This is a genomic window from Kitasatospora sp. NBC_01539 (assembly GCF_045040525.1).
GTDB lineage: Bacteria > Actinomycetota > Actinomycetes > Streptomycetales > Streptomycetaceae > Kitasatospora.
Window position 1 is genome coordinate 12,952 of the sequence record NZ_CP109390.1, and the last position, 15,011, is coordinate 27,962.

The 15,011-nt window shown below is 74.9% G+C and carries 12 protein-coding genes; 7 read left to right on the top strand and 5 right to left on the bottom strand.

What is annotated here, in order from left to right; genetic code table 11:
* Window positions 1-83: 83 nt before the first annotated feature.
* Complete coding sequence (locus OG335_RS00055) at window positions 84-3,302, top strand: type I polyketide synthase (protein ID WP_405008901.1); 3,219 nt, start codon at window positions 84-86, stop codon at window positions 3,300-3,302.
* A 97-nt stretch (window positions 3,303-3,399) separates the two neighbouring features.
* On the opposite strand, the gene OG335_RS00060 is transcribed toward OG335_RS00055, so the two are convergent.
* Window positions 3,400-4,584, bottom strand: a complete 1,185-nt coding sequence (locus OG335_RS00060) for a glycosyltransferase family 2 protein (protein WP_405008902.1) — start codon at window positions 4,582-4,584, stop codon at window positions 3,400-3,402.
* Window positions 4,585-4,866: 282 nt separating this feature from the next.
* On the opposite strand from OG335_RS00060, the gene OG335_RS00065 reads away from it, so the two are divergent.
* The gene (locus OG335_RS00065) at window positions 4,867-6,993 is read left to right on the top strand and encodes an alpha/beta hydrolase family protein (protein WP_405008903.1); all 2,127 of its coding nucleotides are present in this window, start codon (window positions 4,867-4,869) and stop codon (window positions 6,991-6,993) included.
* A 68-nt stretch (window positions 6,994-7,061) separates the two neighbouring features.
* Here the strand turns inward: OG335_RS00065 and OG335_RS00070 are convergent, their stop codons facing one another.
* Window positions 7,062-8,057 (bottom strand): ArsR family transcriptional regulator, encoded by a 996-nt coding sequence (locus tag OG335_RS00070; RefSeq protein WP_405008904.1) that lies wholly within the window; start codon window positions 8,055-8,057, stop codon window positions 7,062-7,064.
* Between the two features lie 56 nt (window positions 8,058-8,113).
* Here OG335_RS00070 and OG335_RS00075 point away from each other — a divergent pair, with 56 nt between their 5' ends.
* Window positions 8,114-9,034, top strand: a complete 921-nt coding sequence (locus OG335_RS00075; RefSeq protein WP_405008905.1) for an oxidoreductase — start codon at window positions 8,114-8,116, stop codon at window positions 9,032-9,034.
* 255 nt (window positions 9,035-9,289) lie between these two features.
* Window positions 9,290-9,493 (top strand): cold-shock protein, encoded by a 204-nt coding sequence (locus OG335_RS00080; protein WP_030918248.1) that lies wholly within the window; start codon window positions 9,290-9,292, stop codon window positions 9,491-9,493.
* Window positions 9,494-9,659: 166 nt separating this feature from the next.
* Here OG335_RS00080 and map read toward each other — a convergent pair whose 3' ends face one another.
* Window positions 9,660-10,427, bottom strand: a complete 768-nt coding sequence (gene map, locus OG335_RS00085; RefSeq protein WP_405008906.1) for a type I methionyl aminopeptidase — start codon at window positions 10,425-10,427, stop codon at window positions 9,660-9,662.
* Between the two features lie 62 nt (window positions 10,428-10,489).
* Between map and OG335_RS00090 the strand changes: the two genes are divergently transcribed.
* Both OG335_RS00090 and OG335_RS00095 read left to right on the top strand, forming a co-directional pair.
* On the top strand, window positions 10,490-10,774 hold the full coding sequence (locus OG335_RS00090) for a helix-turn-helix domain-containing protein (protein ID WP_405015273.1): 285 nt from the start codon (window positions 10,490-10,492) through the stop codon (window positions 10,772-10,774).
* A gap of 114 nt (window positions 10,775-10,888) precedes the next feature.
* Window positions 10,889-12,940 carry a WD40 repeat domain-containing protein gene (locus OG335_RS00095; protein WP_405008907.1) on the top strand — a complete coding sequence of 684 codons (2,052 nt, stop codon included), beginning with the start codon at window positions 10,889-10,891 and terminating at the stop codon, window positions 12,938-12,940.
* A 213-nt stretch (window positions 12,941-13,153) separates the two neighbouring features.
* Here the strand turns inward: OG335_RS00095 and OG335_RS00100 are convergent, their stop codons facing one another.
* Both OG335_RS00100 and OG335_RS00105 read right to left on the bottom strand, forming a co-directional pair.
* Entirely contained in the window at window positions 13,154-13,726 is a 573-nt protein-coding gene (locus OG335_RS00100; protein WP_405008908.1) for a DUF4240 domain-containing protein, read from the bottom strand.
* 342 nt (window positions 13,727-14,068) lie between these two features.
* Window positions 14,069-14,428, bottom strand: a complete 360-nt coding sequence (locus tag OG335_RS00105) for a hypothetical protein (protein WP_405008909.1) — start codon at window positions 14,426-14,428, stop codon at window positions 14,069-14,071.
* A 250-nt stretch (window positions 14,429-14,678) separates the two neighbouring features.
* Between OG335_RS00105 and OG335_RS00110 the strand changes: the two genes are divergently transcribed.
* Window positions 14,679-14,990: an NIPSNAP family protein gene (locus OG335_RS00110; RefSeq protein WP_405008910.1), complete on the top strand. Its 312-nt coding sequence runs from the start codon at window positions 14,679-14,681 to the stop codon at window positions 14,988-14,990.
* Window positions 14,991-15,011 lie beyond the last annotated feature (21 nt).

A 15,011-nucleotide genomic window follows, 5' to 3' on the forward strand; every position in this document is an offset into this window, starting at 1 on the left:
CGGGCACCCGCCGGCCGCGGAGGCCGTCCGACCCGCGCAGCGCCGCGGACGGCCCGGGCACCGCGCTAGCCGAAGGTGGTTCGATGGTCCGCGACCGTTCCCTGGATATCGCCGTCACCGGCATCTCCGGACGATTCCCGAACGCCCCCGACGTGGCGTCGCTCTGGGAGGCAGTGAAGGCCGGGCGGGTGCTCACCACCCGCCACGACCGGCAGGACCTCGCCGACGCAGGAGTTCCCCGCGTCCTGCTCGACGACCCCGGCTACGTGCCCGTGCGCGGCCACCTCGACGACGCCGACCGCTTCGACGCCGCGCTCTTCCGGATCAGCCCGCGCGAGGCCGAGCTGATGGACCCCCAGCACCGGCTCATCCTGGAGACCGCCTGGTCGGCCCTGGAGGACGCCGGCACCGACCCGCTCGGCGTCGCTCCCGTGACCGCCGTCTACGCCTCGGCCTCCGGCAGCGGCTACCTCCGCGCCATGGCCGCCGGCGGCCTGCTCGACCCCGTCACGCTGGAGGACGCCGTCCACGGCACGGAGCCCGACTTCCTGGCGAGCCTGGTCTCCTACCGCCTCGGGCTGACCGGCCCCGCCATGGCCGTGCAGACCGCCTGCTCCTCCTCCCTCGTCGCCGTGCACCTCGCCACCCAGGCCCTGCTCAACGGCGACTGCGACCAGGCCCTCGTCGTCGCCGCCGGCATCCCGTACCCGCAGGGCGGGCACCTCCACCTGCCCGGAGGGATCCACTCGCCGACCGGCCGCTGCCGACCGTTCGACGGCGAGGCCGACGGCGTCGTCGCCGGGTCGGGGGTCGCCTGCGTCGTGCTGCGCCGACTGCAGGACGCCCTCGACGAGGACCTCGACCCGTACGGCGTGGTGCTCGGCACCGCCATCAACAACGACGGCTCGGCGAAGGCCGGTTACTACGCGCCGTCGGTCGGCGGGCAGCAGGCGGTGATCCGCGCCGCCCTCCGCGCGGCGGACGTCGACGGCACGACCGTCGGCTACCTGGAGACCCACGGCACCGGCACCCGGGTCGGCGACCCCATCGAGTGGGCGGCGGCCTCCGCGGCGCTCGCCGCCGCGGGCGCCCGGCCCGGACAGGTGGCGGTCGGTGCGCTCAAGGCCAACACCGGCCACCTCGACAACGCCGCGGGCGTGGCCGCGCTGATCAAGGCACTGCTGGTCGTCCGGCACGGCGTCGTGCCCCCGGTGGCCGGCTTCACCACACCGAACCCGCTGCTGGAGTCCGAGGGATCGCCGCTGCACGTACCGCGCGAGGCCGCCGCCTGGACCGGCCCGGAGCCGCGGCGCGCCGGCGTCAGCGCGTTCGGCATCGGCGGCACCAACGCCCACGTCGTCGTGGAGCAGCCACCCCTGCGGCCCGTCACCCCGCCCGTCACCCCTGCCGCCACACCGACCCCCGCTGCCGTACCCGCCGCCGGGTCGTCCGCGGCCACCGCGGTCACCGCCACCGCGCCCACCGCGCCCACCGCGCCCGCCGAGGTGCCGCGGGAGCGGCTCGTGGTGCTGTCGGCCGCCGACCCGGAGGCACTGGCCCGGGCCGCCGACCGGACGGGCCGACACCTCGTCACCACCGGGGCCGACCTCGCGGACGTGGCGTCCACCCTGGCCACCGGACGGGCCGCACTGCCCTGGCGGCTCGCGGTCACCGGACGCGGCGGCGCGGAGGTCGCGGCCCGGCTGCGCAGCGGCGAAGGCGTCGTCACCGGTCGGCGCCCGGTCTCCGGCACGGTGCCCGCGGTGTTCCTCTTCCCCGGCCAGGGCACGCAGCACCCCGGCATGGCACGGCCGTTCGCGGAGGCGCTGCCCGGATTCCGGCAGGCCCTCGACGACTGCCTGGCGGCCCTCGACGACGGCCTCGGCGCCACCGGAGGCTCCGGCGCCACCGACGGCTCCGGGACGGTGCCGACGCCCGGCCTGCTGCGGACGCTGCTGCTCGACCGGGGCGCCCCCGCCGACGCGCTGGCGGACACCGTGCTCGCACAGCCGGCGCTGTTCGCGGTCGGGTACGCGGCCGCCACGGCGCTCGCGGACCTCGGGGTACGCCCCGCCGCGGTGGCCGGGCACAGCCTGGGCGAGATCACCGCGGCCTGCGTCGCCGGCGCGCTCGGCCTCGCGGACGCCGCGCGCCTCGTCATCGCCCGCGGACGGGCCATGCAGGCCTGCCCCGAAGGCGCCATGCTCGCCCTCGGCTGCACCGAGGACGAGGCCCTGGCCTGGATCGCCGCCGCAGGCGCCCTGGTAGGGGTCGCGGCGGTCAACACCCCCGACTCCTGCGTGGTCGCGGGCGCCCCCGGCGAGATCGACGCCTTCGAGGCCTGGCTGGCCGGGCGGACCTTCACCCGCCGGCTCGCCACCGCACGCGCCTTCCACTCGCCGCTCATCGAGCCGGCCCTCGCGGCGGTCGCCGAGGCAGCCGCCGGGTCGTCCCCGCAGGTCCTGCGGGTGCCGCTCGCCGCCAACGCCACCGGCCGCCTCCTGCCGGCCGGGGCCGTCCTCGCCCCCGGCCACTTCGCCGGACAGGCCCGCGGGGCGGTGCGGTTCGCCGACGGACTCGCGGCGGTCGCCGCCCAACTGCCGGGCGCCGTCGCCGTCGAGATCGGGCCCGGCCGGGTGCTGTCGGCGATGGCGGACGCCGCGGGCCTGCCGGCCGTACCGCTCTCGCCGGACCGTACGGCCGGGCCGGGCGCCGAGGTGCTCGCCGCACTGGGCGCCCTCTGGGTGGAGGGGCTGCCCCTCGCACCCGGCGGGCTGTGCGGCGGCGGGCGCACCGTCCACCTGCCGGGCTACGCCTTCGCCGGGCCGCGCTGGATCGCCCCGGAGGCACGCCCGCGCCCCGCCGCCGTTGCGCCGACCGCCGCCGTGACGACCGCCGCCGCACCGGGCGCGGTGACGGCGGCTGCGGTGACGGCGACGGCGGAGGCGGAGGCCGCAGTGGCGGTGGCGGCTGCCGTGACGGTGGCGGTGGGGCCTGCGGTGCCCGACCCATCGGCGGCCGCGGGCACCGCGACCGTCCCGGACGTCGACGTCGCCGTGCTGATGACCCGGTGCTGGCGGGAACTGCTCGGTCACGACGGGCTCACCGACGCGTCCGACTTCTTCGAGCTCGGCGGGGACTCGCTGCTGATCACCCGTCTGGCGCACCGGATCCGGCAGGAGCTCGGCATCCGGGTGCCGGTGCGCGACATGCTGCTCGGCCGCACCCTCGGCCGCCAGACGGAGCTGGCCCGCAGGCTGCTCCACGGGTCGACGGAGACGGTGCCCGCGGGAGTCTCCTGAGCCGCGCCCACCCCCGGGCCCGGCCCGGACGCGAGGCGCCGCCCGCACCCCGGTGGGCCCGGGGGGTGGGCGGCGCCTCGCGCGTCTCCGGCCGGAGTCAGCCCCGCGCGGCCCCGGCAGGTGCGGTGACCTTGCGGGCGACGCGCTCCGCCTCGCGGAGGATCGCGTCGCGGTAGCGCGCACCGAGGGCGGCGACCGGCGGCAGGACGCGGCACTCCTCGACGCTGCCGTCGGGGTGGGGCAGGCCGAACCCGGCGAGCGGGAGCACCGCGGGGAGGGCGCGCGTGTCGTCCAGGGCGTCGAGGTCGGGGGAGGGCAGGGGGATGCCGTCCGCGGTCACCACCCCGACGAGGAGGACGTCCGTGCCGTTGACGGTGCCGCGGACGGCTCCGAGCGCTCGGCCCTCGCCCCCGGCGGCCGCCGCGAGCTCGCGCTCGACCTCCTGGTAGATCCGGTCGGCTTCCAGCCAGCCGAAGGCGAGGGCGAGTTCGAGGTCGAGTCGTGGCCACTTGGCCAGGTAGTACTTGTTGTTGACCCCGGCGGTGGTGCCGTTGGCGGAGAGGTCGCGGGCGTGCGGCAGGTGCACGCCGTACACGTCCTGCGGCAGCAGCACGGGCGTGCCCGTGGCGGCGACGCGCAGCCCCCACTCCTGGTCCTCGGGGCCCCAGCCGTCGAAGCCCTCGTCGAAGTGCAGCCCGTGGCGGCGCAGGGTCGCGGCGGGAAGGGCGAGGAACCCGCCGCGCGCGTACACCCACGGGAAGCGGGCGATCGGCGAGCGGTACGCGGGCGACCAGCGCTCGTCCATGCCGCTGACGTCGGTCTGCTCCAACTGCGCCAGCACGGTGCGGTAGTGGCTGTACGGCAGGGCGGTGACGGTGTCGACGTCGCGTTCGGCCACGTCGTCGTAGCCGATCATCCCGCCGGCGATGCAGACGTTCTGCCGGTGGGCGTAGTGCCGGGTGTAGAGGTTCTCCAGGCAGCCGGGCGGCAGCATCATGTCGGCGTCGAGGAAGACCAGCACCTCGCCGGTGGCCTGGGCCACGGCCAGGTTGCGCGCGTGGCTGAGGTTCCACGGCACGTCGGCCGTCACGGTGACGATGCGGAGCCGGTCCGTGTACTCCCGGCAGAGGGCGGTGTACTCCGGCGCGTACTCCAGGGCGCCGACCACGACCTCGAAGTCCGAGCGGTCGAGGGTCTGGTCGGCGAGTGCGGCGAAGACCAGCCCGATGTTGTCCAGCCGCTGCTTGTAGGGGATCACGACGCTGAATTTCGGCGTGCCCATGTGTGTGCTCCTCACGAGGCCCGGCGGAGGGTGCGGGTCGGGGCCGACCCGGTCCAGCCCTCCGCAGGCCAGACGGTAACGGGCGGAGGCACATCGTGGCAAGGTGTTGCCAAATCTGTTGCCCGAAGGTCTGGAGCAATGCGAACGGGGGAAGAGCAACCCCTGGACGGCCGATCCGGCACCCGCCCGGCACCCGCCCGGCACCCGCCTGGCACCCGCCCGGCACTCGGTGGCCGAACACCGTCCGGGCCGTCCGTCCGCCGTCCCCACCAGGAGGAAACGATGCGCACCGCGCCGTACGGGACGTGGACGTCCCCGATCACCGCCGCCGAGGTCGCCGAGGGCGAATCCGCCCCCGACTGGCTCGACTTCGTGGGCGACGAACTCTGGTGGACGGAGGCCCGCCCCGCCGAGGCGGGCCGCAGTGCGCTCGTCGGCCGCACCCCGGACGGCGAGGTCCGCGAACTGCTCGGCCCGGCGTGGAACGTCCGCTCGCGCGTCATCGAGTACGGCGGCAGGCCGTGGCTGGCGCTCGGCGCCGACGCCACGGCCGGATTCGTCTTCGTGCACTGGGACGACCAGCGCGTCCACCGGGCGTCACCCGGCACACCTCCGGTCGCCATCAGCCCGCAGCCCGCTCGTCCGGCCGGCGCCCGCTACTGCGACTTCACCCGGGTCGGTGACGAGATCTGGTGCCTGCGCGAGGAGTTCACCGGGAACACCGGCACCGAGGTCCGGCGCGAGCTGGTCGCCCTCCCGCTCGACGGCAGTGCCGCGCACGCGCGCGGCGCCGTCCGGGTGCTCGCCGCCACCCACCACTTCATGACCGGGCCCAGGATCTCGCCGGACGGCCGGCACGCCGCCTGGATCGGCTGGGACCACCCGGCGATGCCCTGGGACGCCACCGAGCTGATGTGCGCGCCGGTCACCGCCGACGGCGGCCTCGGCACGCCCCGCAGGATCGCCGGGGGCGACGGCGTCTCGGTCGGCCAGGTCGAGTGGGACCCGGACCGTCCCGGCGTGCTCCACGTCGTGGCCGACCCCGACGGCTGGTGGAACCTCCACGAGGTGCGGCTGGACGGCACCTCGCGCGCCCTCTGCCCCCGCCCCGAGGAGTTCGGCGAGCCGCTGTGGCGGATCGGCACCCGCTGGTTCCTCCCTCTCGGCGGCGGGCGGCTGGCCGTCACCCACGGCACCGCGGACCGCAGGCTCGCCGTGCTCGGGGCGGACGGCTCGCTCAACGACGTCCCGTCCCCGTACACCGAGTGGGTCGGCATCGCCGTGCACGGCCGACGGGTGGCCGCCACCGCCGCCGGCCCGCGCGACCCGTGGGCCGTCGTCCTCGTGACGGTGGACGACCCGGATCCGTCCGATGCCGTGCCGTCCGCCGTGCCGTCCGCCGTGGCGCCGTCCGGTCGGGTGCAGGGCGTATCGGCGGCGGGTGCTTCGGCGCGGGATGCTCGGCGCCGGGACCGGCCGCGGACGGAGCGGACGGAGTGGACGGAGGTGGTCCGGGCCGAGCCGCTGCGCCACGCCGACCACCACCCGCACGGCCGCCACGAGGTCCTGCCCGGCCCGGACGGCGAGGAGGTCCACGCCTTCGTCCACCCGCCGCACCATCCCGGTGCCGCGGCGCCGGAGGGCGAGCTCCCGCCGTTCCTCGTGCAGGTGCACGGTGGTCCCACCACCCGCAGCCGGCTCGTCGCCCGTCCCGAGATCGCCTTCTTCACCAGCCGCGGCATCGGCGTCGTCGACGTGCAGTACGGCGGCTCGACCGGCTTCGGCCGGTCGTACCGCGAACGGCTGCGCGGGCACTGGGGCGTCACCGACGTCCGGGACTGCGCGGCGGTGGCCCGGGCCCTGATCGCCAGGGGCATCGCCGACCCGGCGCGCATCGGCATCCGCGGCGGCAGTGCCGGCGGCTGGACGGCCGCGGCCTCGCTGGCGGCGGAGCCCGGCCTCTACCGCGCGGCGGGCATCTACTACCCGCTGCTCGACCCCGAGCAGTGGCGGGTCAGCGGCACCCACGACTTCGAATCCCGGTACCTGGAGAGCCTGATCGGCCCGTGGCCGCAGGCGCGTTCCCGCTACGAGGAGGTCTCCCCGCTCCGGCGCGCGCACCACGTGCGCACCCCGTTCGTCATCCTGCAGGGCACCGACGACGCGGTCTGCCCGCCCGAACAGTCCGAACGCTTCCTGGACCGCCTGCGGGGCAGCGGCGTGCCGCAGGCCTACCTGACCTTCGAGGGCGAGCAGCACGGCTTCCGCACCGCCCGAACCGTCGAGCAGTGCCTCACGGCCGAACTCTCCCTCTACGCGCATGCGTTCGGCTTCACCACGGCGGACGCGCCGCCGTGGGCCCCCGGCACCCCGGCGCCGCTGCGGCGCGGGCTCCACGGTGCCGGGTGACCGTCCGGGCCGGGCACGGTTCGTCGACGCCCTGTCGGCGCCTTCGGGCCCGCGGGGTCGCTGACGGCTCACCCGGCGATGAGGGTGTCCGCGACGGAGGTGCGGGCGTAGAGCACGACCCGGCCGGCCCGGTGGGCGCTGACCAGGCGGGCGTCGCGCAGCGCGGTGAGGGCCTGGGAGACGCCGGCCGGCGAGAGCCCCGTGCGCTGGGCCAGCTCCGTGGTGGAGGCCGGCGAGTCGAGTTCGGTCAGCAGCCGCGTCCGGGTGCGGCCGAGCACGGCGGCGAGCGGAGTCGTCCCGGCGGCCGGACGGGCCGCCCACAGGTCGCCGATGCCCCGCGCCGGGTAGGCCAGCTGAGGAGGTTCGGGCGGCGTCACCCGGGTGAGCGGGCAAGGCCCGGTGAAGACGGACGGCAGGAGGACCATCCCCGCCCCGGCGGTCGGCCGGGACAGCGCCCGGGTGCGCCGGGCCAGCCGCAGGGCGTGGTCGTCCCAGCTCACCGTCGGGTGCAGCTCGTTGAACAACCGGCCGGCCCCCTGTTCGGCGACCTGCCGCGCCCGGTGGAACACGTCGGCGTCGAGGACGGCCCGGATCCTCGCCCAGTACGGGGCCAGTGCGAGATCCCAGTACGCGGCGATCTCCTCGGTGACCCGCTCCAGACGGGCCCGCGGCCGCGCGTACAGCGCGCTGGCCCGCGGTCCGAGGTGCCCCTGCTCCTCCGCCAGACGGTCGAGGTCCCGGCGCACCCGGTCGGCCGGCGTGGCGGCGATCTGCGCCAGTTCCCGGCCCAGCGTCGGCGCCGGCCCGTCGGGCGCGGGATTCAGGAAGTCCGGGACGTACCCCGCCCCCGGCACCAGATCGCCCAGCCAGCCGCGGTCCAGCCCGGCCGCCGCCCACCGCGGCCGCACCTGCGCCACCCACGTGTGGTGCACCGGATGCGCGATGCCCGACACCAGCAGCCGGAAGCTCGGCCCCACCTCCCACATCGGCGAGACGGCGAAGCGCAGTCGCGCGAGATCACGCGCGGAGAACGCCAGCTCAGCCGCCACCCGCACCCCCGACATTCGCGCATGCCCGAATCATTGGCGCGCCAGCCTACCCGGCCGCGACGATCCCCGGCATGACACCACGGACCATCACCGCAGCGGCGTCGGGCACCTGGCGGCTCGGCGACCTGACGATCAACCGGATCGGCTTCGGCGCCATGCGCCTGCCCCAGACGGGCGAGGCCCTCGTACCCGGCGCCCGCCCCCGCGACCGCGAGCAGGCCGTCGCCGTGCTGCGCCGCGCCCTCGACCTGGGCGTCGACCACATCGACACCGCGGCCTTCTACTTCTCGCCGCTGCGCTCCGCCAACGAACTCATCAACCGGGCCCTGGCCCCGTACCCCGACCACCTCGTCATCACCACCAAGGTCGGCCCCGGCCGCGACCCGTCCGGTCACTGGACGCCTCACGCCACCCCCGACCGCCTGCGTGGCCAGGTCGAGGAGAACCTGCGCCAGCTCGGCCGCGACCACCTCGACGTCGTGAACCTCCGCGTCCTCGGCACCGACTCCGTCGCCGAACGCTTCGGCGTCCTCGCCGAGCTGCGCGAGGCCGGGCTCGTCCGCCACCTGGGCCTCTCCAACGTGACCCCCGCCCAGCTCGCCGAGGCCCGCGCCATCGCTCCCGTGGTCTGCGTGCAGAACCGGTACGGCATCGGGGTGCGCCCGCAGGACGACGGCTTCGTGCGGCTCTGCGGCGAGCAGGGCATCGCGTTCGTCCCCTTCTACGCGATCGCGGGCACCGCGGGTCAGGCCGGCGCAGTCGACGCCGAGGCGGACGCCGTCCGTGCCGTCGCCCGGGCGCACGGCGCGAGCACCGCCCAGATACGCCTCGCGTGGACGCTCCACCGCGGCCCGCACGTCCTGGCGATCCCGGGCACCGGGGACCTCGACCACCTCGCGGCCAACGTCGCCGCCGGGGCGATCCGCCTCTCGGACACCGACCTCGCGGCCCTCGACGACCTCCACCACGGCGGCGGGGGAAGGGCGCTCTGACCTCGGCCGCCGCAGCAGGAGACCGCTGCGCGGGCCCGGCGCGAACCCGCAGGTCGATGTCCCGCCGTTCCGCTGTCGGGCCTGCTACAGTTCAGGGGAGTTGCAGTAGTGGTTCCCATGGACTTGGTGTGCGCCTGCTGATATATCGCAGGCGCATTTTGTTTTTCCGGATCTTTTCTCCGGGTGGGTCATCATCGCGGCACTCGGGGCCCGCACCGTGCGGGTCTCGGACAGCCCCTTTGAAGGAGAATTTTTATGGCTAATGGCACTGTGAAGTGGTTCAACGCGGAAAAGGGCTTCGGCTTCATCGAGCAGGAGGGTGGCGGCCCGGACGTCTTCGCCCACTACTCGAACATCAACGCCAACGGCTTCCGCGAGCTGCTCGAGGGCCAGAAGGTCGAGTTCGACGTCACGCAGGGCCAGAAGGGCCCGCAGGCGGAGAACATTCGCCCGCTGTAATTTCGCCACGGCACCCGCCTGGTAGCAGGGGCCCGCACCGGATGTCACATCCGGTGCGGGCCTTTGCGTTTGTCGCCGCACGGCCGACCGGTCGGCGGCCCCCGCCGGGTGTGAGCGGATCCGGGGTCGGGGCGGGTTTCGGGGTCGGGGCAGGGTTTCGGGGTTGTCAGGGCAGGGTGAGGATGCGGGGGCCGTCCTCGGTGACGGCGATGGTGTGTTCGATGTGGGCGGCGCGGCTGCCGTCGGTCGTGCGCAGGGTCCATCCGTCGGGGTCGGTGTAGTAGGCGTTGCGTCCGCCGGCCATGAGCATGGGTTCGAGGGCGAGGGTGAGACCGTGGCGCAGGGGGAAGCCGCGACCGGGCCGTCCGTGGTTGGGGACGTGGGGGTCCTCGTGCATCCGGCGGCCGATGCCGTGGCCGCCGAAGTCGGTCGGCATGCCGCAGGCGGCCTTGCGGGCGACCGTGCTGATGGCGTGGGAGATGTCGCCGATGCGACGGCCGGTGGTGGCGGCGGCGATGCCGGCGTCCAGGGCCCGCCGGGTGGCGGCGATGAGTTCGAGGTCGGCGGGGCGAGGGGTGCCGACGGTGAAGCTGATCGCGGCGTCGCCGGTCCAGCCGTCGAGTTCGGCTCCGCAGTCGATGCTGACCAGGTCGCCGTCGCGCAGGCGGTGGTCGTCGGGGATGCCGTGTGCGACGGCGTCGTTGACGGAGGCGCAGATCACGGCGGGGAAGGGGACGGGGGCGAAGGAGGGCTGGTAGCCCAGGAACGGTGAGCGCGCTCCGGCCGCGGTGAGAACGGCGCGGGCGGCTTCGTCCAGCTCGCGCAGACGGACTCCCACGGCTGCCGCCTCACGGGCGGCCGCAAGTGCGTGGGCCACGACGCGTCCGGCTTCACGCATCGCTTCCAGTGCCGTGTCGGTCTTGATCTCCACCATGTGTCGTGGCTCCCTGCGGTGCGATGCTGCCCAATACTTATACCGGTATTAGTATCACGGGCATGGTGAGAGTTCCCTTGACCCCGGAAGAGCGGCACCGTGGAGAGCGCTTCGGGGCCCTGCTCCGCCGGGCCCGCGGTGACCGCAGCATGGTGGACGTGGCAGCGGCGGCCGGGGTGTCCGCGGAGACGCTCCGCAAGATCGAGACCGGTCGGGCCCCGACCCCGGCCTTCTTCACCGTGGCAGCCCTGGCCCACGCCCTGCACCTGTCACTCGACGACCTGGCCGCCGCCTGCGCGGACGAGTCGGACGACTCCGAAGGCGGCGAGCACGCCATGTCGGCGTGACCCGACACGCGCCGGCCGCCGGCGAGGGCAGGCGTTCCCGTCGTAGCGCGGCAGGGTCGCACCCGCACGGCATCTCGTCCCGATCGCCACGAAGCACGAAGAAGGGCAACGCCGATGGATCAGGTCGTAGCCGACGTCGGACACGCGGAGCCGGACGATGTCGACCGACGGCAGTCCGCCCTCCTCGACGCCGTCCGCCGGGGCCGGGCCGTCGGCGACCCGGACGGCGACCTGTGGCGGGTCGACTGGGCGACCGATATCGACCTGGACCTCCGGCTGATCTGGCAGGTGCGGGTCGGGCGGGTCGTGGCCAGCGCCTGGGGCGAGGTCGACGGCCGGCCCCAACTGGCCACCGCCGTCAGGGCCGACGAACGGCCACCGGCCGACCCGAAGCTCCGAAGGCACCGGCTGGAAGTCCGGGACGTCCGGTCGGGCCGGGTCCGCACCGTGGAGTGCGAGGTACCCGTTCGCGTCCTGGCCTTCGCGCCCGACGCCACCGAACCGCTGCTCATCTCCAGCCACGATGACCACACGGTGCGGATCTGGGCCCTCGCCGACCTCGCGCTCCGCCGGACGATCGACGTCGGCGAAAGCCCGCACGCCCTGGCGGTCCTCGGCAGCGGACCTGACACCCGGCTGCTGGTCAGCACCGCCTGGAGCGGCCTCGGGCTCTGGGACCTCGCGACCGGCGCGCGGCTCCGCCTTCCGCACCTGCCGCCCGTCATCGGGCTCAGTCCCGGCGCCCTCGCGGACGGGAGCGCGGTCGTGCTGCTCTCGGACGAAGGGGTCCTGCTGTGGAACCCGGACGACGACCAGGTGCGACAGCTCCCCGTCCCCGCCGGGCTACGCCCGATCAAGGGCGCCACCCTGTGGCGGTCGGACGGTCGGGAGCTGCTGACCGTCCGCGACGAGCAGGATGCCCACGCCACCATTGACCTGACGACGGGTCAGCACGAACTGCTCACGGCACACCTGTACCCCGTTCCGGACCGGCTGATGCAGTCCAGGCCGGGGCTGGGACCGCAGAGCAATCCGACCGTGACGGGGCCCGCCCTCGCCGTGTCCACCAGGTGGAACGTCCATCTCTGGGACGCCCGTACCATGCGGCCGCTCGGACCACCCCTCGCCGGATCCGTCGCACGGGCCGCCGTCGAGGCCGTCCGCTGGGAGGGGCGCGACCTCCTGCTGACCTCCTCCGAGCAGGACGGTGTGGTCGCACTCTGGGACCCGGCCGCCTCCGTGGACCGCAAGCCCGGCCACGGCCAGCGACTGGCGGACGTCACGGTCACCGAGCCGGACGGAGTGGTGGTCAGTGTCGACGAAGGCGGAACCCTGGTGGTCCGCCGCGCCGCCGACGGCACCCTGCTGGCCGCGCCCCTCGCCACCGAGGTCGTGGTGACCAGGGCCCTGGCCGCCTGGAGCGACGGCGGCCGTCCGTACGCCGCCACCGGCTCCGGATCCCCGCACGACCCCGATCCGCTCCTGTACCGCTGGGACCTGGCCGCGGGCGGCCCCTCCGGCGCACCGGCCCGCACCGACAGCAGCATCGTCCGCTGGGCCGTCCACCGGCGCCTGCGCACCGGCGACGCACTGGTCGTCTACGGGGACGGGGACATCACGCTCCGGAACCCCGCCGACGGGGCCGTTCTCGCCACGATCCCCGTGGACGCCGAAACGGGCACCACCGGATTCGCCGTCGGCGCGGTCGACGGGCGCGCGACCGTCGCTCTGACGTCCTACGAGGAACCGGCCCGGCTGTTCGACCTGGACGACCCGTCGTCCGCGCCGGAGATCGTGCCGGGAACCGAGGACCACCCCGTGCTGGCACTCCTCGACGGCCGACTCGTCACCGTCCGCTCCGAGGATGCGGCCGAGGGCGCCACCGCACTCCGCGCCTGGGACCGCACCGGTCGGCCGGCGGGCCCGGAGATCGACGGCCCGGCCGCCGTCACCGCCGTCGCGGGCCTCGGCTGGCCCGAGCTGTACGTGGCCCGCGCCGACCGCACCCTCACTCTGATCGACCTGCGCACCGGTGAACCGTCCACCCGGCCGCTGCTGCTGCCCGGTGCCGCCGTCTGCCTCGCGGCCACCGCGGACGGGGGAGTGGCGGTGGGGTTCGGCCAGGACATCGCACTCGTTCGTCCGCCGATCCGGGAAGGCGATTGAGAAAAAGGGCCGGGGTGCCCCCGAAAGGGCACCCCGGATTTTACTAGGTCTCCGGTCCGGTCCAATCGACCCAGACCGTGGGCTTGAAGAGTATGCCGTGCTCGGCGGACGCCTCCTCGGCAATCGATTTCATGCTGCAGAAACCTGGCAGAACGTCCCTGGTGTCCGGCATTCGGGGTCAGGCGCCGCCGGCGACGAGCGGCTTCATCGGGTTCAGTCGAGAAAGAGCGCCGCGAGCCGGGGGAGGTGGCGCCGCATCTCGTCGTCGTCCTCACTGTCCCAGTCGGCCCCGGTCGGCTCTTCGGGCCGCACCGTGGCGCGCAGAGCGGCGTCCACGGCCGTGTCGAACGAACCGGTCTCGCCCTGGGATTCCCGGTACGCCTGCTTGATCAGGTAGCTCAGCGACTCGAAGCCGATCCAGCCGTCCTCGTCGCGGCTCATCCGGACGACCACGGGCAGCTCGGCCAGGGAGTCGGGACGGGCGACGGCGCGGGTGAACGTCTCCCGTCCGAGCAGGATCAGCCCGTCGCGGAAGTCCATGAAGCCGTCGTCTCCGCAGCCACCCTCCACGAGGTAGGCGGCCTTCCACAGCGGACGCCGGTACGCGGAGTCGGTCACCTCGATCGCCTTCAGGTAGAAGTCGATGATTTCCGCCGGCTCCAGTGACGCGAGTATGCCCGTGAGGGCGCCGGGCAACGGGTCGTCGGGCAGGTTCCTGTCATCGGCACGGTCACCGACCACGCTGCGCGCTTGCTCGACGAGGCCCCACCAGTCGTTGATCTGCATGGCCGGGGAGCCTAGAGCAGGGCTGCGACAGCAGCCGTTGCACGAGGCCGGCCGCGACAGGGCGCGACAGGGCGGGCGGGGCGGGGCGGCCCCGGGCCGTGCCAGGGTCGGCCGGGGTGAAGGCCGTCCGCGCGGGATGCCGGTGAAGGGGGTTTGCCGGGCCGGTGGGCGGTGAGGCGGGGAGTCGGGCGGGGCACAGGCCCGGGCGGCCGTCACGCCTCTTCGGTCGCCCGGGCCGGCCCCGTCGCCGCTCAGACCCGGCCGCCGAGACGTCCCTCTCCGGCGGCCGGGGAGCGGGGGCTGCGGCGCTGCCGGAGCCCCCCGGTGCGGCCCGCCGTGCGGTCACCGTCCGGCGGTCGCCTCCGGCCGGACGAGCGGGAGGTCGGGGGTGTATCCGAGGATCCAGCCGAGGGCCTGGGCGACGCCGCGGGCGTAGCGGCGCTGCTGAGGGCTCTGCCGGGGGTCGTGCCGTACGGCGAGGGCGGTGCGTTCCTGCGCCATGAGCCGTAGGAGGGCGTCGGCGGGGGACGGCTCCATGGGGATGGGGGGCGACTTCCAGGGGTCGAGTGCCCACCCGAGGGCGGCCCGGGCGCCCTGCGGGCGCGGCTTGTCCCGGCGGGTGGGCAGGTGCTGCAGGGCGTCGTGGATCTCGTCGCCTGACCGGATCCCGACAGTGCGCTGCGGGAGTGTGCCGATGCTCATGCCTCCACCGTAGAGAGCCTGACGCGCCGCGTCATGCGTTCCGCGTCACAGGCCCCTCGCGGGTGCGGTGCGCGCGGCGGTGGTGCGGGGTTGGCGGGATCTCGCGGTCCCCGGGCGTTCCCGCCGCTGGTCGAAGGGGCTCCGGGACGGAAGGATCGAGTCGTCGACGAACGGCCCTGCCGTGGTCGCCGTCCCCGCGGACGGCCGCCCCGGACAGGCACGAGCGCCTTACGGCGGAAGAGGGACGGACATGATCACGATTCATCTGAAGTACGAGATCGACCCCGACAAGCTGGCGGACTTCGAGGAGTACGGCCGGCGCTGGGTGCGGCTCGTCCCGCGCTTCGGCGGCACGCACCTCGGTTACTTCCTGCCGAGCGAGGGCGACAGCGACATCGCGTACGCCCTCTTCACGTTCGGCAGCCTGGCCGAGTACGAGCGCTACCGCATCGCGGCCGCGGCCGACCCCGACTGTCAGGAGGCGTTCGAGCTGGCCCGCAGGACCAGGTGCATCAAGCGGTACGAGCGCCGGTTCCTGACACCGCTGGAGACCGACGCGTAGGCGTGCCCCCGGCCGTTCCCG

Bases quoted from the DNA above. Each gene is read 5' to 3' on its own strand.
- OG335_RS00075 (WP_405008905.1), top strand. From the start codon at position 8,114: ATGACACCACGGACCATCACCGCAGCGGCGTCGGGCACCTGGCGGCTC.
- OG335_RS00065 (WP_405008903.1), top strand. From the start codon at position 4,867: ATGCGCACCGCGCCGTACGGGACGTGGACGTCCCCGATCACCGCCGCC.
- OG335_RS00095 (WP_405008907.1), top strand. From the start codon at position 10,889: ATGGATCAGGTCGTAGCCGACGTCGGACACGCGGAGCCGGACGATGTC.
- OG335_RS00055 (WP_405008901.1), top strand. From the start codon at position 84: ATGGTCCGCGACCGTTCCCTGGATATCGCCGTCACCGGCATCTCCGGA.
- OG335_RS00100 (WP_405008908.1), bottom strand. From the start codon at position 13,726: ATGCAGATCAACGACTGGTGGGGCCTCGTCGAGCAAGCGCGCAGCGTG.
- OG335_RS00110 (WP_405008910.1), top strand. From the start codon at position 14,679: ATGATCACGATTCATCTGAAGTACGAGATCGACCCCGACAAGCTGGCG.
- map (WP_405008906.1), bottom strand. From the start codon at position 10,427: ATGGTGGAGATCAAGACCGACACGGCACTGGAAGCGATGCGTGAAGCC.
- OG335_RS00105 (WP_405008909.1), bottom strand. From the start codon at position 14,428: ATGAGCATCGGCACACTCCCGCAGCGCACTGTCGGGATCCGGTCAGGC.
- OG335_RS00080 (WP_030918248.1), top strand. From the start codon at position 9,290: ATGGCTAATGGCACTGTGAAGTGGTTCAACGCGGAAAAGGGCTTCGGC.
- OG335_RS00060 (WP_405008902.1), bottom strand. From the start codon at position 4,584: ATGGGCACGCCGAAATTCAGCGTCGTGATCCCCTACAAGCAGCGGCTG.
- OG335_RS00090 (WP_405015273.1), top strand. From the start codon at position 10,490: ATGGTGAGAGTTCCCTTGACCCCGGAAGAGCGGCACCGTGGAGAGCGC.
- OG335_RS00070 (WP_405008904.1), bottom strand. From the start codon at position 8,057: ATGTCGGGGGTGCGGGTGGCGGCTGAGCTGGCGTTCTCCGCGCGTGAT.